Source organism: Pseudomonas sp. HN2 (assembly GCF_020736465.1).
Classification (GTDB): Bacteria; Pseudomonadota; Gammaproteobacteria; order Pseudomonadales; family Pseudomonadaceae; genus Aquipseudomonas; species Aquipseudomonas moraviensis_A.
On record NZ_CP085886.1, the window covers coordinates 46,401 to 66,507 of the forward strand.

Sequence of the window (20,107 nt, forward strand, 5' to 3'; positions counted from 1 at the left end):
GAGCGCAGCAAGGGGAATGCTTTGTTTCTGATCGCTCTGACTGGTGGTGAAATAACCGACCGTGAACAGATTGCCGACCGTCTGGTGAGTGCTGGTAAGGCTCGCTTGGCAGGGTATGCACTAAATCCGCCTATGCGGCGCGGGGTTAAGCCCCTGGCTCGCAAGCTGCCGCCGCTGAATGGTGAGGCTCGCGCTGCTACGCTGGCTCAGGTCATTGACGGTCTTGAGTGCAAGCCGGCGGCCGCTGGAGGGCTGGTAATCATCCACTGCCTGACGCTCCAAGAGGCTGCTCTTGTCCGTGAAAATGGTGGTGAGATTTGGCACGTCTATGGTTCGGCTCCGTCCGCACTGGTGCCCATTCGGCGCGCCGATCGAATGATTACACCCCGTGGCCCGGGCTTTGGTCACGTTCTCGACCCGCTTGAGGCGTTATCGGAATATCTGCTGGCCATGGGGCAGGCTGCCCGATCGTCCAAGGTCCGCGTCAGTGCGTGAGCTGAGCCGGGCGCTGCCGGCCTTTGCTTATGGTGACCCCGCCAGAATCATCGAAGTACAGCAGATCCGCCAAGGCGGCTGCTCGCTATGCGTGCGTTCTGAGGTGGTACTGGGCGTCCGATTGTGCCTCAGTGGGTTGAAGTTTCCAGCCTGTCGGAGTGACGCCAGAAAGGGCCATAAGCTGACGCCTGAAGCCGGCGGCTAGGGGGTGGTATGGCGAGGGGAAGGCATAAGCACGGGGCGGCGACATATGAGCTTTGGGCGTGCTGGTGTGACTCAGGTGGTGCGGTCAGTGCCGGCCGCTCAATGCTGGCCAAGCTGATCGACAACAAGGGCGAAATCTTCTTTGGTGGTTCTGGTGGCTCAATCGAGCCGGCAGACTGCATAGAGGCCCGTATCGAATCTTGCGTGGTCGCCATGGCTGCGTCAGACCCTATGTGTGCCGATGTGTTGCGCTTGGAGTATGACGCCGGTTGGTGGCGGGTTACTGAGCGCCGCTGCATCAAGGGTTACGACCCCCGAGGCGTGGGCCAATTCGAAAAGGCCGCGGCCCTCGGTATCAGTTTAGCGACCTATAAGCGCCGCCTTTCAGAGGCGCGCGACACCATTGAAAATCAGTTGGGGCCGAAATGAACTTCCACCCTTTATTTGCCGGGTTCCGTGGGGAAGATCCCTACGCTGTCGGGGCCGCCCTGGGCTTCGCTATTCATGTCGAGACGGCGCGGGGTGTTCTGCCGGCCGCGCTCAATCCAGCACAGCGCTCGCGCATGGACCACGGCGGGGATCTGGTCGGGTTTCGGTTTGCCGGTGGCTGGGGTGCGCCGGGCGTCTATTGCCTGATGTTCGCCAAGCCCTTGACCGCTGTGGCCGCGAAGATGTGGCAGGCCGGTCTACCGGAGTAATGCGTTAAGGCTGTCGCGCAAGGCGCCAGTTTGGCTCTACCCGTTCCAACCAATCAATTTATGGGCATCGTCGCGCCTGCGGCCTTGCTTTGCCTGAAGAAAGACAACGCCGCCCGCCGGCATGGCCGTGGGCACCATTGAGGCACGCACCATGGCGACACTCACGGTTCCTATCTCTGACGCGGTGATCAAGCGGCACGCCGAAGATCCGCACGTCACTGAGTTGAACGACCCCCGGCACCCGTTGCGCTTTCGTTACCGTAACGATCGCAGCAAAGGCAGTTGGCATCTGGTGCGCTACGTCAACGGCCCGAAGTGGCGCAAGGCGGCGAACTGGCCTGATGTGCCGGCACGGCTGATGATCGACAGCGTGCCCGACGTGCTTGCTCGGCTGATGACCGATCCGACAGCGGTGGCCACCGTCGATGGCTGGGAGCGTGTCGGCCAGGTCCTTGACTGGTACGCGGAGCGCCTGAAGGCTGACCGGTTGTTATCCAGTGAGCGCAAGGCCTCGGCCCTGTCGGCCATTACCCGCCAGTTGCTGCCCGCCCTGGGCGACTTGGCGCTGTGCAAACTCAACCCCGACACCCTCGATCGCCACTTGATTTGGCACATGCAGGCCGAATACAGCCTTGGCTACGTCAAGTCGACCTTGGACGTGCTGAAAGTCGTATTCAGTCGCGCGCTGACCCTGAAGAAAATCACCGTCAACCCGATGGCGGGCATCACGTTCGGCAACTTCACCAAGGCGAAGATCAGGCCCAAGGGGGCGCGCTTGCGTCATGTGGCCGTTGTGGATCTGCTGGCCGACTGGGCTGAGTTCTTCGCCAAGGATCCGGCCGGCGTCGCGCTGATGGTGTTGATGCTGACCCATGCCACGCGCATCACCGAAACCCGTCTGGCCAAGTGGAAAAACATTCATCTGGACGCGGGGGAGTGGTTCCTGCCCGGGGCTGACACCAAATCAAAGCGCGACCATGTCCTGCCACTGACCTCGCAAGCCGTGGCCTTTCTGCGTCGTTACCGTGAAGACCAAGAGGCGAGGGGGTACACCGGGGCTTACCTGTTCCCATCGTCTGTGCGTTCCGGTCGACCTATGTCACGCAGTCAGGCCTTTGCAGTGTTCACCCGTTACGGCGCCGGCGAATGGACGAGCCACGACCTGCGCAAACTCGCGCCTTCTATATGGGCAAACCTTGGCGTAGATCCGCTGGTGGGCAAGCTGCTGCTCAACCACGCGACCAGCGAACTGGAACGCACCTACTTCCAAGCCATGGGCGAACAGGTCAAGCGCAACGCCCTGGAACGGTGGCACGCATGGCTTGACGCGCAGGGTTTTGACGCGTTGCAGGACAAGACAGGAGCAAGACGCGCGGTTAAGCCGATCGCCGTAGACCCCTCGGGCTGGCTGGCCTGAGCCGTACAACCCAAATTAATCATATAAGAGGATTTTAAACATGACTGACGTGCCGACGTTGCCAGCGGTGGTGGGGGGCTTGGACGTGGCGACCGATCGCGTCGAAGGGCCGTTGATTGATCCTGTGACGCGTCACAGCGCTGAGGAAAGCGGCGAGAGTGCGGCGGCGCAGCGCAAACGGGAGCAGCGAGAGCGCGACGCGGCGGCCGGGGTTGTGGAATTACGCGCCAGAATTGGGCCGATCGAGGCGGCGCAATTGGCTGAAGCCCTTGTATTCCGGGCCTCTGGAGCCGAACCGTATACCGCAACCGAATACGTGTTGACGCTGATCCGTCGTGACGCGGATTTGATCAAACAGCAGCGTGGAGTTGTTGAAAGCAAAAGCTGCGCACACTGCCGAAAGCCTTTGCCACGGGGCTGCGGCGGGGTTTGGGCGGGGGAATTGCCGTGCGTTTTGCCGCAACTTGAACGGGCGTTGTGGCTGTGATTGATGTCAAAAATCGCAGGGTTGACAGGTTTGACCAAAAACAGGATTACTGTTTTTTACAGGTAACGTGTTTACAGGCGTGAGCTTTTCCCCTACTCTTTGCTGCATCGTGGTGTTTTTGCGCACACGGCGACCCATCTGCTGACATCCCTTTAGCCCCCGGCCCACACAGGTCGGGGGTTTTTTTATGCCTATTCCCCGTGATCGGGAGAACAAACGAGATGCCGAACATGCCTCCAGAAAAAGACCCGACTTTCTGGGTCATTGTTGCCGCTGCACTCAAGGATCACGGCTTGGCCGGGCTTCTGGCCTTCGTCCTGAGTTATCTGCGGATTCTCTACGAAGCCAAAGAACCGCGCTGGGATCGCCAGTTGTTAGAGGCCGCGCTGGGCGGTGTTCTGGTGTTCCTGGTCGGTATCGGCGCTGAGAAAGCCGGTTTGGGTGGTGGCTGGTCTTATGGCGTCGGTGGCGTGGTCGGTGTCCTCGGCGTTGAGCAGGTGCGCCTGTTCGCCCGGCGCTGGGCTGAGCGCAAGGCGGAGACGCTGTGATGTTCCGGCCGCTGCGGCTGGTTCTGGTTGTTCTGGTGGCGTTCGCCGTTTCGGCGCATGTCGAGTGTCGGGAATCTGAGGCCTGCAAGCTGCCGGCCGTTACGCATAACGAGGGGTTCGCATGAGCGAGGCTGAGAGTGCAGGAAAATGGGTTTGGAACGTTGTTCCTGATGGTGGTGGCGATCCTTTGAAAGTGACTGCCGGTCAAATGGAGGTCGATAGCAATGGCGTTCACCTCTGTGCCGGTCCGGGTTATTGCGGCGGTCTGATCGCATCGTTTCCGCTCGGCACGCTGGTATGGCGTGAGGAAGCGCCGGTGTCTTCGGCTTCGCCGGGTGTCGAGCTGGTGGCGGGGGAGTTGGCTCAATTTGATCAGTCTCCCCGCGTCGAAATCGGCGCTATCAATATCACCGTGACTTCCCGTGAGGATGTTGCGCCGGCTCTCAATGCTGCCCTGCGCGCGCCTTGGCGTATTCGTCCTGGGTTGTTCTGGCCGTTCTGATTCGCGTAAGGGGGTGGCATGTTCAAGGTCGGTTTTGATTTGGATTCAGCCACTGCTCTGTTGCAGTTGGACGATATCGAGCGTCGGCAAATCCCGTTCGCCCAGGTATTGACCGCGACCCGGCTGGCCCAGCGGGTCAAGAAAGGCGTGCTGCCGGTGATGAAGGCCCGGCTTGATCGGCCGACACCGACCACGCTTAACAGCCTGTTTACGAAAGCGGCCTCTACGACCGGTAAGCCGGCCGAGGTCTATTTTAAGGATTCGTGGGCCTCTGGCATTCCTGCTGACGTTTACCTTCAGCAGGCGGTAACCGGCGGCCTGCGTCCGCATAAGCGCTTTGAAAAGGCGCTGATCGCTCGCGGCGTCATGCAGGCCAACGAATACGCGGTGCCTACTGCGCCATTCATGAACCAGTACGGCAACGTGTCGCGCGGCACCATGACCAAGATCCTGTCAGGCATGGGGGCTGCGTCATTGCGTGCGGGGTATCAGGCCAACGCCACGAACAGCCGGCGAAGCAAGGCCAAGGGCAACGCCCATCGCTATTTCTCTGCTGAGGTCGACGGTACGCGCGGCGTGTGGGAGCGCGTCTCGATGGGCATGGGTGATGCGGTGCGGCCTGTCTTTATCTTCAGTGCCTCGGCCCCGCGCTACCGCACCATTTTCCCGTTCTTCAAGATCGGCGAGAACATCGTGAAGGCGAACCACGCGGCCGAGTTCGCCCAGGCATTCGCTGATGCCAAGGCGACGGCGCGCTGATCAGGGGGCAAGGGTGCGAAAGGGCGACGAATGGTCGCCTTTCGTGCCCTTTTCGCTTGACAGGGGCGGGGGGAGCAAATCCAAAAGGTACTCCCGGACCCCACCCCCATTGGGGGTAATTCGGGCCCCGCTGCTTCGCTACATATGACCCATTTTTGAATCGAGGTTGTTGTTTCAATCATGACGACGAAGTCCATTGCTCAGCAGCCGGGGTGGCTGAACAAGTCGCGCATGGCGGCGAGCCTCGGAATTTCCGTGCAGGCCTTTGATAAATGGAAGGTTGACCCGGTGCAGCGCATCGGCCGCGAGGCGTTCTATGACGCCAAATCGGTGTTGGCCAATCGGCTCAAGCATCAGGGCGCAAAAGATCAACCTGTCGACGATGACGGTAATCCGATCGATCCGCTCATTGAGTACAAGCAGGCACAGCAGAAATTGCGCCTGACAACCGAGCAAGCTGACGGGCAAGCGATGCGAAATCAGGTCAAGGCAAAAAAGCTGGTGCCGGTTGATTTTGCCGTGTTCGCCCTGGGCAAGTTGAGCGCAATGCTCGGCTCAACCCTCGACACCGTGCATGCCAAGGTCAAGCGCAAATGCCCGGACATCGAACCGCGACACCTTGAGGCTATCCAGCGCGAGGTCGCCATAGCGCGAAACGACGCCGTCAAGTTGGCGGACAAACTGCCGGAGTTACTTGATGAGTTCGTCGATTCCTTGGATGAGGGCGCTGATTGAGAGTGTCCGCAAGGGGCTGGAAGGGCTTTACAAAGAGCCGCCGCTGACCGCGACGGAATGGGCAGACAAACACTTTTATCTGTCGTCCGAATCGTCCTACCAAGAGGGCAAATGGACCACCGCCCCGTTTCAAGTCGCGATCCTGAACGCGATGGGCAACGACCTGATCCGTGAAGTCAACGTCCTGAAATCGGCCCGGGTCGGCTATACGAAAATGCTGGTAGCCAACATGGGTTACAAGATCCAGCACAAGAAACGCAACGTCCTGACGTGGTGCCCGACTGACGGGGATGCGGACGGGATGATGAAGCGGCACATCGAAACGATGATCCGCGACGTGCCAGTGGTAAAGGCCTTGGCGCCGTGGCTCGGCACGAAGCATCGAGATAACACGCTCGATGAAAAGCGTTTCGATAACGCGAAGATGTTGTGGTGCCTGGGCGGAACGGCGGCGAAGAACTACCGCGAAAAAAGCCCGGACGAAGTGATCTACGACGAGCTGTCGAAGTTCGACGCGGACATTGAAGGCGAGGGCGCCCCGACCATCTTGGGCGACAAACGTCTGGAAGGCGCCACGTTCAAGAAGTCGATTCGCGGATCCACCCCGACGACCATTGTGCCCGCTGCTGAAGGCGAGGAAACGACGGGCGAGGGCTGTCAGATCACGCGGGCGGCGGATGATTCGCCGCACCTGCTGCGCTTCAACATCAAGTGCCCGCACTGCCAGACGGAACAACATCTGAAGTGGGGCGACCCCGATACGCCGTTCGGCATCAAGTGGCTGCTCAACGACCTCAAGCAGGTCGAAAAAGCGTGGTACGCATGCGAGTCCGGCCACGGCTGCACGTTCGAATATCACGAAATGATCGCGGCGTCGGCCAGCGGTCGCTACATCTGTGAGCGTTCCGGGATCTGGACGCGTGACGGCATGGAGTGGTTCACCAGTGCGGACAAGCCCATGCAGGCGCCGCGCTCGGTGACATTCCATATCTGGACGGTGTATTCCGAGTTTGTCACCTGGGCGGAAGTCGTCAGCGAGTGGATCAAGGTCAAGAAAGACCGGGGCAAGCTCAAAACCTTTATCAACACCACGTTGGGCGAGGCTTGGGAGGAAGATCAGGGCGAGCAGTTGGAATGGCAGCACCTACAGGCACGCCGCGAGGTGTATGCCGAGGTGCCGCCGTGGGTGGTCGCCATCTTCGGCGGCATCGACACGCAGGACGATCGTTACGAGGGTCGTTTTTGGGGGTTCGGTGCTGGTGAGGAAGCCTGGTTAATTCACAAGTTCGTTCTGCAGGGCGATCCGGCAAGCGTCGAGCTGCGCAAGAAAGTGGGCATCGAACTGAAAAAGCGGTTCGTTCGTGCTGACGGCACGGTGATGACGCTGGAGCGCGCGTGCTGGGACCAAGGCGGTCACTACTCGGACGAAGTGCGCGAGGAAAGCATTAAACACGGCGTGAACTGGATCATTCCGGTGTTCGGTGCGTCGACCTACGGCAAGCCGATCGCGACGTGGCCACGCAAGAAAACGAAGGTCAAGGGCGGCCGAATCTACCTCGTTGAGGTCGGCACGGATAACGCCAAGGAGCTGATTTACAACCGCTTGACGATTCAGCCAGACGCGCCGGGGATTCGTGTTCCCGGTTGTCTGCACTTGCCTGCCAACGACGAGTTATGCGGCGAGGATGAATTGCGGCAACTGACGGCCGAGCGGCGTAAGTGGGTGATCGTCAAGCACCGGCGCGTACAGCGCTGGGACGCCGGCGGTCGCCGCAACGAAGCGCTCGATTGTCTGGTTTATGCCTTGGCCGCGCTGCGCATCAGTCAGGCGCGCTTTGGCCTTGATCTGGACTTGCTCGCGCGGCAACTGCCGAGCGGTGTGTGGCATGTGCCGCCGGCCGAGGATGACCCCGAGCCGGACGGCGAGCCGCAAGCCGCAGAACCTGAGCCGTTACGCGTAACGGTCGAACCATCACCCCCACAACCTGCATCGTCGTCGGACGAGGCCGGCGCGTGGATCACGAAAGGACAAGGCGCATGGCTGTAGCACCCACGGCGCAAGACATGGTGAATCTCTATCTGGCGGCAGAGATTGCCGTGCTGGATGGCAAGGAGACGTTTTTTCAGGGCCGCAAAGTGGTCATGTCGGATCTGAAAGACATTCAGGCCGGCCGCCTGTTTTGGGAACGTCGCGTGGCGGCTCAGAACTCGGCAGACAGTGGCCGCCCTGGGCATGCGTTGGCGGTGTTTCCGTGAACGTCGTCGACAAGGCGCTGCTGCCTTTCTTCCCGCACGCGGTTATGGAGCGCATGAAAGCCCGGCACGTCATTCGCGCTTTCGAGGCGGCCGAACCGAGCCGCACGCACAAGGCCAAGCGCGAAACGCGCGGGGCAAATCGGGCGTTGCAGCATGCCGGCAAGTCGATGCGTGACCAGTGCCGGGCGCTGGATCAAAACCACGACATCGTCACCGGGTTGTTTGACCGGCTGGAAGAGCGGGTGGTGGGAGGTCCGGGCATTTCTGTCGAGCCGATCCCGCTGACTTTGACCGGCGACGTGCATCTGGAATTTGCCGCCTTGGTCAAATCGCACTGGGGGGAATGGTCGCTGAAACCGGAGGCCTCCGGCGAGTTGTCCCGGCCGCAGATGGAGCGAATCGTCTGCCGCACGTGGCTGCGCGATGGCGAGTCATTGGCTCAGGAGCTGGTGGGCAAGATTCCAAACTATGAGCATCTGCACGCGGTGCCGTATTCGCTGGAGTTGCTTGAGAACGACTTTCTGCCCTGGGAGAAAAACGACGAATCACTGGGCATCCTCCAAGGCATCGAGCGCAATTCATGGCGCCGGGTTCGTGCGTTTCATCTGCTGAAACAGCATCCCGGCGACTCGCTTGGGCGCGGTATGACGCTCGACACCAAGCGGGTGCCCGCCGAGCAGATGATTCACATTGCTTACCGCAAGCGCATTGGTCAGAACCGTGGCCAGCCGCTGCTACACGCGGTGATCACCCGTCTCGCGGATATCAAGGATTACGAGGAAAGCGAGCGGGTCGCGGCGCGTATCAGTGCGGCGTTGGCCATGTACATCAAGAAGGGTTCCCCTGACGACTACGTGGCGCCGAAGGCTGGTACGGATGCCCGAACATTCCAGATGGCGCCGGGCATGGTGATCGACACGCTGCTGCCCGGTGAAGAGGTCGGGATGATCAAAAGCGATCGGCCCAATCCCTTCCTTGAAGGCTTCCGAAATGGCCAGCTCAAAGCGGTGGCGGCCGGTGCGCGCATTGGCTATTCGAGTCTGGCGCGCAGCTATGACGGCACGTATTCGGCCCAGCGGCAGGAGCTGGTCGAGGCCCAACTGGGTTACGACCAGTTGCAGCACGACTTTATCGACTACTGGTGCCGTCGCGTTTATCGCAACTGGCTGCGCGTCGCGATCATGAGCGGCGTGATCAAAGTGCCCCATGACGTCGATCCTCGGACCGTTTACGGCGCGATCTATCAGGGGCCGGTGATGCCGTGGATCAACCCAGTGCATGAGGCGACTGCGTGGAACCTGCTGACTGAAAGCGGCTTTGCCGATGAGGCCGAAGTGGCCCGGGCACGTCAGCGCAATCCGCAGGAGCTGAAGCGTTCGCGTGAAGCGGAGATTAAAGCCAACCGGGAGAAAGGGCTGGTCTTCAGCTCGGACGCCTATCACAAGTTCTATGGGAAAAATCAGACCAATGAACAAACGCAAAAACCTGCCGCTGATGCGGCCAAGGGCGTCAGTGGGGACGACGACTGACGTCGGTGAAAGCTGGTACTCGATGCGTGCGCTGTCGGCGAGCATCGCGGAACTGCGTATCGAGGGGGAAATTGGCGCGTGGGGCATCACCGCCAAGCAATTCGCCAAGGACCTCAAGGCGCTCGGTGACGTGTCACAAATCAATATGTACGTGAATTCACCCGGCGGCGAGGTGTTCGACGGGATCGCGATTTACAACATGCTCAAGCATCACCCGGCCCACATTGACGGCGTGGTGGGCGGCCTCGCTGCGTCCATGGGCAGCGTGATTTTCATGGCGGCCAACACCCGGAGCATTCCCGAGAATGCGGCAATCATGGTGCATAAGCCGTGGGGAATTCAGGGCGGTGATGCCGAGGCCATGCGCCGCTATGCCGAGCTGCTCGATCAGGTCGAGGGTTCGCTGGTACAGGCGTATGTCGAGGCTACTGGCAAGACCGCTGAAGAAATCCACGCCTTGCTCGAGGCGGAAACGTGGATGTTTGGCAGCGAGGCGGTGGAGGCCGGTTTCGCGCACAAAATTCTTGAACCTCTCAAGGCCTTCGCTCAAATCAATTCGCAACGTATGCAGGAGTTCACCAAAATGCCACCAGACTTCAAGAATCTGCTGACCCCGCCGCGCGCCTCGGTCACTCCGCCGCCGGCGGCTACGCCACCGGCAGCAGTCACCCCGCCGGCGGCGGTCACTCCGCCGGCGAATCAGACGCCCGAGCAGATCCGCGCTCAGGCGCTGGCCGACGAAGGCACACGCCGCACGGCGATCACCGCCGCGTTTGCAGCGCCGTTTGCTGCGCCTCACGCGGCGTTGCTGACCGAGTGCCTGAATGACGTGAATTGCACGATCGAAACGGCCAACGCGAAGCTGCTGGCAGCGATGGGCGCCGGGACCACTCCAACCGGTTCGCAGATCATTCACGGCCATATTTCCAACGGCAATCTGGTGGGTGACTCGGTGCGTGCATCGATCGCCAGTCGCATCGGTCAGGCCGAGGTGCAGAAGGACAACGCCTATAACTACATGAGCCTGCGCGAGCTGGCCCGGGCGTCGCTGACCGATCGCGGCATTGTCGTGGCATCGTACAACCCGATGCAGATGGTGGGTCTGGCGTTCACTCACGACTCCAGCGACTTCGGCAACATCCTGCTCGATATCGCCGGCAAGTCGGTGCTGCTGGGCTGGGACGAAGCGCCGGAAACCTTCGACAAGTGGACGAAGAAAGGCCGTCTCAGCGACTTCAAAACCGTCAAGCGTGTGGGCATGGGCGCCTTTGGCAGCCTGCGTGAAGTTCGCCCAGGTGCTGAGTACAAGTACATCACTACCAGCGATCGCGGCGAAGCGATCCGTCTGGCCACCTACGGCGAGCTGTTCGGCATCACTCGCCAAGCGATCATCAACGATGACCTCGATCAGCTCAGTACCGTGCCTTACAACATGGGTCTGGCGGCGCGCGGCACGATCGGCGATCTGGTTTACGACGTGCTGACCACCGGACCGAAGTTGAGCGACGGCAAGGCGCTGTATCACGACGATCGCAAAAACCTGTTGAAGGGCGCCGGATCTGCGTTGTCGATCGAGGCGCTGAGTGCTGCAAAAACCGCCATGGCCTTGCAGAAGTCGCCAGCGGCCGAAGGCACCAAGTCGCGCACCTTGAACATCCGCCCGGGCTTTGTGCTGGTGCCGGTGTGCCTGGAAGACAAGGCGAATCAGTTGATTCGTTCCGCCTCGGTACCGGGCGCGCAAAGCAATGCCGGCATCGACAACCCGATCCGCAACTTTGCCGAGGTGATCGCCGAGCCGCGTCTGGACGATGTTTCGGCGATCGAGTGGTATCTGGCCGCCAAACAAGGAACCGACACTATCGAGGTCGCCTATCTGGACGGTGTGGATCAGCCGTATATCGAGCAGACCCAAGGCTTCACCGTTGACGGTGTGGTCAGCAAGGTGCGGATCGATGCCGGCGTGGCCCCGCTCGATTCTCGTGGCCTGAACAAGTCGCTCGGCAAGTAATCGGCCGAACCATCGGAACCCCGCGCTGTGCGGGGTTTTTCATTTCTGCAAAGGAGTAATTGGCATGGCCAAGAATCACGTTGGTACAGGTAAGACCGTGGACTTCACGGCCCCGGTTGGCGGGGCGTTTTCGGGTGTTCCGCTGGTATTGAACGACATGGTGGTTATTCCCACGTCGACCGGCGTCAGTGGCACCAAGATGGTCGGCATCACCGATGAAGAGTGGCGTTTGCCGGCAGAGGGCGCGCTGTTGCTGGGTCAGAAGGTCAATGTGCTGGCCGGCGTGCTGGTGGCCCCGGGTGTCGCCGATTCGGTGCCGTTCGGCAAGCTGACCTCTGACGCCGTTGGCGGCTTCGCTAATGCGTTGCTGATCCAGTGATGACCGCCGGGCGCTTTCGTGAGCTGGCGGCCCGTATGGACGCCGTGCTGGTAGATCGCTTGGGCGACCCGGTGACGCTGGCCGACGGCCGCCCGATCAAAGGGGCCTTTGCCTCGCCGTTTGTCGGTGCCGAAATTGGCGGCGGCAAGGGCGGGGCGGTGCGCTTGGGTTCGGCGATCAATGCGGACGCGGTGCTGGAGCCGACTCTAACCGTGCGGTTGGTCGACGTGCCTGATATCAAAAAGGGCGACTTTCTTACCATCGATTTGCCGGTCTACTTGGGCGGCGGCCAGTACAAGGTCAGCCGCTTGAAGCCCGACGGTGCCGGCATGGTCGATCTGGTGTTGAGTGTGGGCAATGAGCGAACTGACGACATTACATGAGGCGATGAAAAGCACGATCGCGGCGGCCATGCCTCGGTTCCTGCATGTCGAGCACTTCCCCGAGCTGGGTTCTTTGGTGGAAACGCCGGCCCTGCTTTTCGGGGTGACGGACATGACCCTAGGCACCGATCGCGGCGAAGGGAAAACGGCGCTGATCGGTCGTTTTCAGTCGTGCATTCTGGTCGACGCAACGCGCAAAAAGGCCTCGCTGCAAGCGTCCATTCTGGCGGCGCAAATGACCTCGATACTGAGTTACCAGTATTGGGGGTTGGACTTCATCACCGGCCCGCCGGAGAACATCCACGCCCAGCCCGAGGCGCCGATGCCAGACCTTGAGCAGTTCGTTATGTGGTCGGTGCAGTGGACGCAAACCTTTGAGGTCGGTGACTTTGAATGGCCTTGGCCAGACGAGCCGCCGGGTACGCTGATGTTCGGTTTCAACGCTGACAAGGCGCCGGAGTTTTTCCCGCCGGAGGATCTGCCGTGAGTTACCCAAGCGGGGAGCATGACCGCATGATTGCGGCCATGGTGATGCCCTGTGCAGTCGTGGGGGTTGATCTGGCGGCTGGTGCGGTTCGGGTATCGAATGGCGAGTGGACGAGCGCCTGGGTGCGCTGGCACAGCCTCGCGGCCGGCAAGGCGCGGCACTGGCGATCGCCGAGCCTGGGCGAGCAGGGGGTTTTGTTCAACCCCAGCGGGCAGGCCGGCATCGGGACGTTTATCCCGGGTCTGTACGGAAACGCCGGCGCCCAGCCGGACAATCGCGATCATGTCGAGGTCTGGCGGTTTGATGATGGCGGTTCGCTGGTCTACGACTGGGAGGCAAGCAGCTACACGATCACCGTGCCCAGCGGGACCGTGACAATCAAAGTCGGCGGTACAGAACTGGTCGTTACGGATAACGCGGTGACGGTGAAGTCTGGCACGGTCGACATCGAGGCCGCTGTGAACATCACAGGACCGGTCAAGATCGACGGGCCGTTACACGTAACGGGCAACATCGACGGCGACGCGAACATTATGGCCGCCGGCAATAGCGACAATCACCACAAGCATTGATCAATCAACCATGCAGCCCGCCAAGTGCGGGCTTTTTTGTGTCTGGAGGAAACCCATGGCCAAGGCCACTGCAACGCCCGGCGCTGATGCGTCGACGTCGACGGATCTGCGTTTGACTTTTCGCGATACGGTCTTTACCTCGCGCACCCTGTGCATCCCTGGCACCAATCGCACGCTCGCCGTGGTCAAGGCCTCGGTCGATGTTTCGGCGTCCGATGAACAGGCTGTGACGTTCCTGAAATCCCATCCCGAACTTGAAGCCCAGGAGTAACGCAGATGATCGGAATGGATCGCCAGACCGGCCAGCCCATTACCGGCATCGACAGCGTTATTCAGTCCATCGGCGACATTCTCAGCACTCCGTTGGGTAGTCGCCGGGAGCGGCCCGACTACGGCAGCAAGCTACGCACCTATGTGGATCTGCCGGTTAACGCCGGTTGGATCAGTTCGGTGCAGGCTGAGGCCGCGCGGGCGCTCGGACGATGGGAGCCGCGCGTGAAGCTCAAGAGCGTGAAAGTGCAGTCCGTGCTAGGCGGGAAAATTAATTTGATTGTTGCCGGCGAATACCTGGGCGACGACTTTCTGGCCGAGGTGAGCGCATGAGTATCTTGGATCTGTCCGCGCTGCCTGCGCCGGACGTGCTGGAGCCGCTGGACTTCGAACAAACCTTCGAAGACAGCTTGAGCATGTTTCGCGGGAGCATGGGCGACAACTGGACGGCCAACCTTGAATCAGATCCGGTGGTCAAGCTGCTGGAAGTCGGGGCCTATAACAAGCTCGGCAACCGTGCCCGGGTCAACGACGGGGCCAAAGCGCTGCTGCTGGCCTACGCGATCAAAAGTGACCTCGATCAGCTTGGCGGCAACGTCAATCTGCCGCGCCTGGTGATCCAAGCCGAAGACCTGACGGCCACGCCGCCAGTGCCTGAAGTGCTGGAAGAGGACGACCCTTACCGAGAACGCATTCAACTGGCTTATGAGGGCCTGACCACGGCGGGGCCGCGTAACAGCTACATCCTGCACACGCGTAACGCCTCGGGTCTGGTGGCCGACGCCTCGGCCGAAAGTCCGGCGCCGTGCAACGTTACGGTAACGGTGCTGAGCACAGAAGGGAAAGGCGAGGCCAGCCCCGAGCTTTTGAACGTTGTCCGGCTGGCACTGGATGACGAAGACACCCGGCCGGTCGCCGATCGGGTCAAGGTGCAAAGCGCGGAAATTCTTGAGTACCGGATTGACGCCATCTTGCACATGAGCAGCGCCGGCCCGGAGGGTGACGCCAGTTTGACCGAAGCGAAACGACGCCTTGCGGCGTGGATCAACCCGCGCAAACGGCTGGGGGTTGAGGTAGCGCGCTCGGCTGTGGACGCGCAATTGCACATTGCCGGCGTTTCCCGGGTCGAGTTGGTGGGCTGGCAGGATCTGGCGCCTACCAAGGCGCAGGCGGCGTGGTGCACTGGCTACGAAGTGACGATGGGGGTGCAGCATGAAGAGCCTGCTGCCGAGCAATAGCACGCCACTGGAGCGGGCAATTGAGGCGGCTTTCTACGATCGCACGATTGTCCCGCTGCGCACCCTGTACGACCCCGACACCTGCCCGGTCGAGCTGCTGCCGCATCTGGCGTGGGCATGGTCGGTTGATCGCTGGGATTACCGATGGTCCGAGGCGACCAAGCGCGCGGCCATCAGGGCATCGTTCTATATCCACAAACACAAGGGCACGATCGGCGCGCTGCGCCGCGTGGTCGAGCCGCTGGGCTATCTGATCGAGATTGTCGAGTGGTTCAAGACCGTGCCCGAGGGCAAGCCGGGCACCTTCGCGCTGAAGGTCGGGGTGCTCGATACCGGCATCACCGAAGAAATGTATCAGGAGCTTGAGCGCCTGATTGACGACGCCAAACCCGTCACCCGGCATCTGACCGGGCTGGCGATCAGCCTGGAAACTCAAGGCAATTTGAATATCGCTGTGTCCGTCTACGAAGGCGACGAAATCGACGTTTACCCGCCCGTCATGCGTGACATTGAGGTGACTGGCAGCTTCGGCGTGGTCGGCCGCGAACACACCATAGACACCCTGGACGTTTATTATGATTGATGCGAATTCGCAGTTTTTCGCGATCCTTACGAATGTGGGGATGGCCAAGCAGGCGAACGCCGACGCGCTCGGCATTCCCTGGCTGATCACGCAAATGGGCGTAGGGGATGCCAACCCGAACGGGCTGGCCAATCCGCCCAACCCGGTGCCCTCGGCCGGGCAAACCGAACTGCTCAACGAGTGGCGCCGTCAGCCGCTGAATCAATTGCTGGTCGACCCAAAAAACCCGGCGGTGATCATCGCTGAGCAGATCATCCCGGCCGACGAGGGCGGTAAGTGGATTCGCGAAATCGGCCTCTACGATGCTGACGGCGATCTGGTGGCGGTGGCCAACTGCGCGCCCAGCTTCAAGCCGTTGCTGTCGCAAGGCTCGGGCCGTACGCAAATCGTGCGGATGAACTTCATCGTCACCAGCACCGGCAACATTCAGCTCAAGATTGACCCGGCCGTGGTGCTGGCCACGCGGTCCTACGTCGACGCGGCGATCCTGGAGGTGCTGCCGAAGAACAAAACGCCGGGCCAGTGGACCCGGATCAAGACTAACGACCGTGGGCTCGTAGTGTCGGGAGACAACCCCGCAACGCTTGCCGGCATGGGCATCACCGACAGCTATACGTCGGCACAGGTCGACGCGCTGATCGCCAAGGCCACGGCCATGCCGGTTGGCGCCATTGTGTCGTTCCCGGTCGACAAGCAGCCGGCCGGGTTTCTGGAGCTGGACGGCAGCGTTAAGAGTGTCGCCGCTTACCCGGATCTGTCGGCCTTCCTCGGGACAGCCTTCAACAAGGGCAACGAGGGCGCCGGCAATTTCCGCTTGCCGGATCTGCGCGCCGAATTTCTGCGCGGCTGGGATCATGGCCGGGGAATTGATACGGGGCGAGCCATTGGCAGCGCCCAGCTCGGTACGCTTGCCGTGTTCGACAGTAACTATACGGGCGGGCAATCGGTCGACATTGTGCGAGGTACTCCAGTCGAGGCGCAGGCGGATACCTACAAGGATTCGGATTATCCCGGTGTCGGAATCTCTTTCACCTCGGCGAATGTGAGCTATAGCCCGTACCCGTCTGCCGGTGGCGTAACCCGTCCACGCAACGTCGCGGTGATGTGGTGTATCAAGGCTTGGAGTGCGCCGGTTAATCAGGGCGTGATTGACGTCAGTGTTTTGGCCGATGAAGTGCGCAAGGCGACCGGGCGTTTTCTAGGTCTGCGTCGAATTCGGGCGACCCAGATTTACTGGTCGACGCCTGGAACCATCAAAATTCGAGTGAGGGGGCAGGGGGCAGGCGCTGCTGGCGGTGGTGCAGCATCAACCGCGGCGGGTCAGGTTTCCGCCGGCTGCGGCGGCGGTGCGGGGGCGCCATTTGATACGTGGATCACCAGCGGTTTCGACGGTGTGATGGTCACGATCGGCAAGGGCGGCACCGGTGTGCTGGTTGGTCCGGGTAACAACGGCGGGGCCACTTCGTTCGGATCACATGTCACCGCGCCGGGCGGTATCGGTGGTGGGTTGTCGGCGAACGTGGCGCCGCCGCTGTACCTCGGCCAGACCCCGAATTCACAACCGGCGGTCGGCGCGACTGTGAAAAATGGGCAGGGCAAGGGTGGTGGTGGCGTCATTGGGCCAAAAACTGACTTTGTCGTATCTGGCGAGGGCGGCCCGAGTGAAATGGGGCCGGGGGGTAATTCAATCTCAACCAGTTCGCAGGGTGCTGATGCGGTCAACCCGGGGTCGGGTGGCGGCGGTGCCGTTGCGCTTCCTTCATACCCTGCGCATTTGCGCGGCGGTCACGGTGCTGATGGTTGGATCGATGTTGAGGAGTGGGCATGAGTATTTATGCGCGGGTCTACGGCGAGCAGGTGTTTGAGCTGATCGAGACTGACGGCGATATCACGGCGCTGTATCACCCTTCCATGGTGTGGGTGTGTGTTGACGGCATCGAGCCGATGCCGGCGGCGGGTTGGAAGGCGGTAGAGGTCGACGGCGCTTGGCAGTTCTCGGCGCCGGGTTTGGCGGTCGCCCCCCTGCCGCTCGCCGAAGTGGTTGCCGCCGAACGCTTCCGCCGAGAGGGTACGGGCGTCGTGGTCGAGGGGCTGGCCATCGAGACAACTCGCGACAGCCAGGCGCTGATCGCCAGTACGGGATTGTCCGCCGTCCTCGATCCTGACTACCGCTGCAACTTCAAGACGGCAGACGGTTTTGTCGAAATCGGCGCGGCGCAAATCATCACGATTGCCAAGGCCGTGCGGGCGCACGTTCAAGCCTGCTTTGACCGCGAGTTTGCGCTGTTGCGCGCGATCGAGGCCGGCGAGTATCACGACGAAATGCTGTCGCAAGGTTGGCCGGATTCCTTGCCGCCTGATCCGGCAGAGCTGCAATAGACGCCCCGCACTGACGGGGCGTTTTCTTTTCCGTTACGCGTAACACGAACACCCTCACAGCCTCGCACATGCGGGGCTTTTTCGTTTCTGGAGAACGAGCCTTATGACTTTCTTTCACGGCGTCACGACCACGTCGGTCGACACTGGCGCGCGCACCATCTCGCTGCCGTCGTCCTCGATCATTGGTCTGTGCGACACCTTCACCCCTGGCGTTCTGGGCGGTGGCACGGCCAAGGCGGGCGAGCTGAAACTGATCACCACCGAGCGCGAAGCCATCGCGGCTTTCGGCCCTGACTCGGCGATCACCAAGGCCTGTCAGGCCATCTACGCCAAGGCTAAAGCCGTGATCGTTGCCATCGGCGTGGCCAAGCTGGAAGACGCGGCGCTGCAAACCTCGGCGATCATCGGCGGCGTTTTGGCCTCGGGCCAGCGCACCGGGTTACAGGCGCTGCTCGACGGTAAAAGCCTGTTCAATGCGCAGCCGCGACTGTTGATCGCGCCGGGTCATACCGCGACTCAGGCGGTGGCCACGGCGCTCGATAGCGTGGCGCAGAAGCTGCGCGCCATCGGCATCATCGACGGCCCTGGCACGACCGACGAGGCCGCCATGGCCTACGCCGATAACTTCGGCAGTCGCAACCTGTTCATGGTCGACCCGGGCGTCAAGTATTGGGACACCGTCACCAGCAAGACCGTCGACGCGCCCGGTTCGGCTTGGGCGGCGGGGCTGTTCGCGTGGACGGATGCTGAATACGGCTTCTGGGCTTCGCCATCGAACAAGGAGTTGACCGGCATCACCGGAACCGGTCGCGCGGTCGAGTACCTGGACGGCGACGAGACTTGCCGGGCCAACCTGCTCAATAACGCCAATATCACCACGATCATTCGCGATGACGGTTACCGCCTGTGGGGCAACCGCACGCTGTCGAGCGATCCGAAGTGGGCATTCGTCACCCGCGTTCGCACGCTGTTCATCCTCATGGACGCGGTGCAGGCCGGGCACAAATGGGCGGTCGACCGCTCGATCACCAAGACCTACGTGACCGATGTCACCAACGGTCTCAACGCGTTCATGGCCGACCTCAAAGCCCAGGGCGCGATCATCAACTTTGAAGTGTTCCCCGACACCGAACTGAACACGGCCAGCCAGATCGCCCAGGGCAAGGTGTATTGGCGCATCCGTTTCACCGACGTGCCGCCGGCAGAAAACCCGAATTTCCTTTTCGAAGTCACCGATCAGTGGATGACTGAAGTGCTTGAACCAGCCTAAGGGGGCTTACCAATGATTCCTCAAGTTCTGAAAAACATGAACCTGTTTGTGGACGGCGTCAGCTTCTCCGGCGACGTGCCCACCCTGACGCTGCCGAAACTGACCCTCAAAACCGAGGACTATCAGGGCGGCGGTATGTTCGCCCCGATCGAGTTTGCCGTGGGCATGGAAAAGATCGAATCGGCCTTTACCACCAACGGTGTGCGCCGCGAGGCGCTGAAGTTCTTTGGTCTGGCTGACCAGACGGCCACGAGCCTGACGTTTCGTGGCGCCTTCGCGGATCTGAAAGGCCGCATTACGCCGGTGATCGTCACCATGCGCGGCGGCGTGAAAGAGGTGGACATGGGCGACTGGAAACCGGCGACCGTGGGCGAAATCAAGCACGCCGTAAAGCTCACGTATTACAAGCTCGAAATTGACGGTCGCCTGATGTACGAGATCGACCCGCTCGCAATGACCATGGTTGTCAATGGTGTAGACCAGTTGGCCGCTGAACGCTCGGCCCTCGGCCTGTAAGGAAATAGAACATGACCCAAGAAAACGCAGAAAAGAAAGATCCGTCCTGGCTGGCGGTCAGTGACGACAGCGTGGTGATCAACCTGAAAGGCTTTGCCGACATTGGCGGCATCAAGGTCGACAAGTTGACCATGCGTGCGCCGACAGTTCGCGATCAACGGGCCGCCAGTGCGACGGCTAAGGGCGATTACGAGCAGATCGAAATCAACGTTCTGTGCAGCCTGTTGCAGGCGACAGAGCAGGAGATTGCCGCCCTGAGCCTGCGTAACTACAACCGCTTGCAGGCCGGCTATTTTCGCCTGGTCGAAGAGGATGAACTTTAACGCCGAGACGCAACGGGTAGCGGCCAAGGCCTTGGCGAGAGAGACGGGTTTCTCTGCCGCCGAGATTGA

The 20,107-nt window shown here is 61.1% G+C and carries 26 protein-coding genes; all 26 read left to right on the forward strand.

The annotated features are described in order from the left end of the window. Nucleotides 1-21 precede the first annotated feature (21 nt). The 26 genes from LIS66_RS27445 to LIS66_RS27570 all read left to right on the forward strand — a co-directional run bounded on the left by LIS66_RS27445 (nucleotide 22) and on the right by LIS66_RS27570 (nucleotide 20,038). Nucleotides 22-495, forward strand: coding sequence for a hypothetical protein (locus tag LIS66_RS27445; RefSeq protein WP_227974563.1), 474 nt, complete (start codon nucleotides 22-24; stop codon nucleotides 493-495). A gap of 306 nt (nucleotides 496-801) precedes the next feature. Then, the gene (locus tag LIS66_RS27450; RefSeq protein ID WP_227974564.1) at nucleotides 802-1,128 is read left to right on the forward strand and encodes a hypothetical protein; all 327 of its coding nucleotides are present in this window, start codon (nucleotides 802-804) and stop codon (nucleotides 1,126-1,128) included. Then, entirely contained in the window at nucleotides 1,125-1,397 is a 273-nt protein-coding gene (locus LIS66_RS27455) for a hypothetical protein (RefSeq protein ID WP_227974565.1), read from the forward strand. The genes LIS66_RS27450 and LIS66_RS27455 overlap by 4 nt, the downstream gene beginning before the upstream one ends. 151 nt (nucleotides 1,398-1,548) lie before the next feature. Beyond that, nucleotides 1,549-2,814, forward strand: coding sequence for a tyrosine-type recombinase/integrase (locus tag LIS66_RS27460; RefSeq protein ID WP_227974566.1), 1,266 nt, complete (start codon nucleotides 1,549-1,551; stop codon nucleotides 2,812-2,814). 40 nt (nucleotides 2,815-2,854) lie between these two features. Further along, nucleotides 2,855-3,301 carry a hypothetical protein gene (locus LIS66_RS27465; RefSeq protein ID WP_227974567.1) on the forward strand — a complete coding sequence of 149 codons (447 nt, stop codon included), beginning with the start codon at nucleotides 2,855-2,857 and terminating at the stop codon, nucleotides 3,299-3,301. 230 nt (nucleotides 3,302-3,531) lie between these two features. After that, nucleotides 3,532-3,849: a phage holin, lambda family gene (locus tag LIS66_RS27470; RefSeq protein ID WP_227974568.1), complete on the forward strand. Its 318-nt coding sequence runs from the start codon at nucleotides 3,532-3,534 to the stop codon at nucleotides 3,847-3,849. A gap of 121 nt (nucleotides 3,850-3,970) precedes the next feature. Continuing rightward, nucleotides 3,971-4,351, forward strand: coding sequence for a hypothetical protein (locus tag LIS66_RS27475; protein WP_227974569.1), 381 nt, complete (start codon nucleotides 3,971-3,973; stop codon nucleotides 4,349-4,351). A gap of 18 nt (nucleotides 4,352-4,369) precedes the next feature. Then, complete coding sequence (locus tag LIS66_RS27480) at nucleotides 4,370-5,110, forward strand: hypothetical protein (protein WP_227974570.1); 741 nt, start codon at nucleotides 4,370-4,372, stop codon at nucleotides 5,108-5,110. Nucleotides 5,111-5,290: 180 nt separating this feature from the next. Further along, on the forward strand, nucleotides 5,291-5,845 hold the full coding sequence (locus LIS66_RS27485) for a terminase small subunit (RefSeq protein ID WP_130901841.1): 555 nt from the start codon (nucleotides 5,291-5,293) through the stop codon (nucleotides 5,843-5,845). Beyond that, a complete protein-coding gene (locus LIS66_RS27490) occupies nucleotides 5,808-7,892 on the forward strand; it encodes a phage terminase large subunit family protein (RefSeq protein ID WP_227974571.1) in 2,085 nt (694 codons plus the stop codon). Before LIS66_RS27485 ends, LIS66_RS27490 begins: the two co-directional genes overlap by 38 nt. After that, nucleotides 7,883-8,101 (forward strand): primosomal replication protein PriB/PriC domain protein, encoded by a 219-nt coding sequence (locus tag LIS66_RS27495; RefSeq protein ID WP_227974572.1) that lies wholly within the window; start codon nucleotides 7,883-7,885, stop codon nucleotides 8,099-8,101. Before LIS66_RS27490 ends, LIS66_RS27495 begins: the two co-directional genes overlap by 10 nt. Next, entirely contained in the window at nucleotides 8,098-9,630 is a 1,533-nt protein-coding gene (locus tag LIS66_RS27500) for a phage portal protein (protein ID WP_227974573.1), read from the forward strand. Before LIS66_RS27495 ends, LIS66_RS27500 begins: the two co-directional genes overlap by 4 nt. Beyond that, nucleotides 9,569-11,638, forward strand: a complete 2,070-nt coding sequence (locus LIS66_RS27505) for a ClpP-like prohead protease/major capsid protein fusion protein (RefSeq protein ID WP_227974574.1) — start codon at nucleotides 9,569-9,571, stop codon at nucleotides 11,636-11,638. The genes LIS66_RS27500 and LIS66_RS27505 overlap by 62 nt, the downstream gene beginning before the upstream one ends. 64 nt (nucleotides 11,639-11,702) lie before the next feature. Further along, nucleotides 11,703-12,017, forward strand: coding sequence for a hypothetical protein (locus LIS66_RS27510; RefSeq protein WP_227974575.1), 315 nt, complete (start codon nucleotides 11,703-11,705; stop codon nucleotides 12,015-12,017). A gap of 35 nt (nucleotides 12,018-12,052) precedes the next feature. Beyond that, on the forward strand, nucleotides 12,053-12,400 hold the full coding sequence (locus LIS66_RS27515) for a hypothetical protein (protein ID WP_227974576.1): 348 nt from the start codon (nucleotides 12,053-12,055) through the stop codon (nucleotides 12,398-12,400). After that, nucleotides 12,375-12,887 carry a hypothetical protein gene (locus LIS66_RS27520; protein ID WP_227974577.1) on the forward strand — a complete coding sequence of 171 codons (513 nt, stop codon included), beginning with the start codon at nucleotides 12,375-12,377 and terminating at the stop codon, nucleotides 12,885-12,887. The genes LIS66_RS27515 and LIS66_RS27520 overlap by 26 nt, the downstream gene beginning before the upstream one ends. Continuing rightward, on the forward strand, nucleotides 12,884-13,459 hold the full coding sequence (locus tag LIS66_RS27525) for a phage baseplate assembly protein V (RefSeq protein WP_227974578.1): 576 nt from the start codon (nucleotides 12,884-12,886) through the stop codon (nucleotides 13,457-13,459). Before LIS66_RS27520 ends, LIS66_RS27525 begins: the two co-directional genes overlap by 4 nt. A 55-nt stretch (nucleotides 13,460-13,514) precedes the next feature. Continuing rightward, nucleotides 13,515-13,730, forward strand: a complete 216-nt coding sequence (locus tag LIS66_RS27530; RefSeq protein ID WP_130901833.1) for a hypothetical protein — start codon at nucleotides 13,515-13,517, stop codon at nucleotides 13,728-13,730. Between the two features lie 5 nt (nucleotides 13,731-13,735). Then, on the forward strand, nucleotides 13,736-14,062 hold the full coding sequence (locus LIS66_RS27535) for a GPW/gp25 family protein (RefSeq protein WP_227974579.1): 327 nt from the start codon (nucleotides 13,736-13,738) through the stop codon (nucleotides 14,060-14,062). Further along, nucleotides 14,059-14,967, forward strand: a complete 909-nt coding sequence (locus LIS66_RS27540; protein WP_227974580.1) for a baseplate assembly protein — start codon at nucleotides 14,059-14,061, stop codon at nucleotides 14,965-14,967. Before LIS66_RS27535 ends, LIS66_RS27540 begins: the two co-directional genes overlap by 4 nt. Beyond that, nucleotides 14,942-15,550 (forward strand): phage tail protein I, encoded by a 609-nt coding sequence (locus LIS66_RS27545; protein ID WP_227974581.1) that lies wholly within the window; start codon nucleotides 14,942-14,944, stop codon nucleotides 15,548-15,550. The genes LIS66_RS27540 and LIS66_RS27545 overlap by 26 nt, the downstream gene beginning before the upstream one ends. Then, nucleotides 15,543-17,378 carry a phage tail protein gene (locus tag LIS66_RS27550; RefSeq protein WP_227974582.1) on the forward strand — a complete coding sequence of 612 codons (1,836 nt, stop codon included), beginning with the start codon at nucleotides 15,543-15,545 and terminating at the stop codon, nucleotides 17,376-17,378. The genes LIS66_RS27545 and LIS66_RS27550 overlap by 8 nt, the downstream gene beginning before the upstream one ends. Next, on the forward strand, nucleotides 17,375-17,929 hold the full coding sequence (locus LIS66_RS27555) for a DUF4376 domain-containing protein (protein WP_227974583.1): 555 nt from the start codon (nucleotides 17,375-17,377) through the stop codon (nucleotides 17,927-17,929). Before LIS66_RS27550 ends, LIS66_RS27555 begins: the two co-directional genes overlap by 4 nt. Nucleotides 17,930-18,032: 103 nt before the next feature. Then, entirely contained in the window at nucleotides 18,033-19,199 is a 1,167-nt protein-coding gene (locus tag LIS66_RS27560; protein WP_227974584.1) for a phage tail sheath family protein, read from the forward strand. A 12-nt stretch (nucleotides 19,200-19,211) separates the two neighbouring features. Then, entirely contained in the window at nucleotides 19,212-19,715 is a 504-nt protein-coding gene (locus LIS66_RS27565; protein ID WP_227974585.1) for a phage major tail tube protein, read from the forward strand. Between the two features lie 11 nt (nucleotides 19,716-19,726). Further along, the gene (locus LIS66_RS27570) at nucleotides 19,727-20,038 is read left to right on the forward strand and encodes a phage tail assembly protein (protein ID WP_227974586.1); all 312 of its coding nucleotides are present in this window, start codon (nucleotides 19,727-19,729) and stop codon (nucleotides 20,036-20,038) included. The last annotated feature ends 69 nt before the right edge of the window (nucleotides 20,039-20,107 follow it).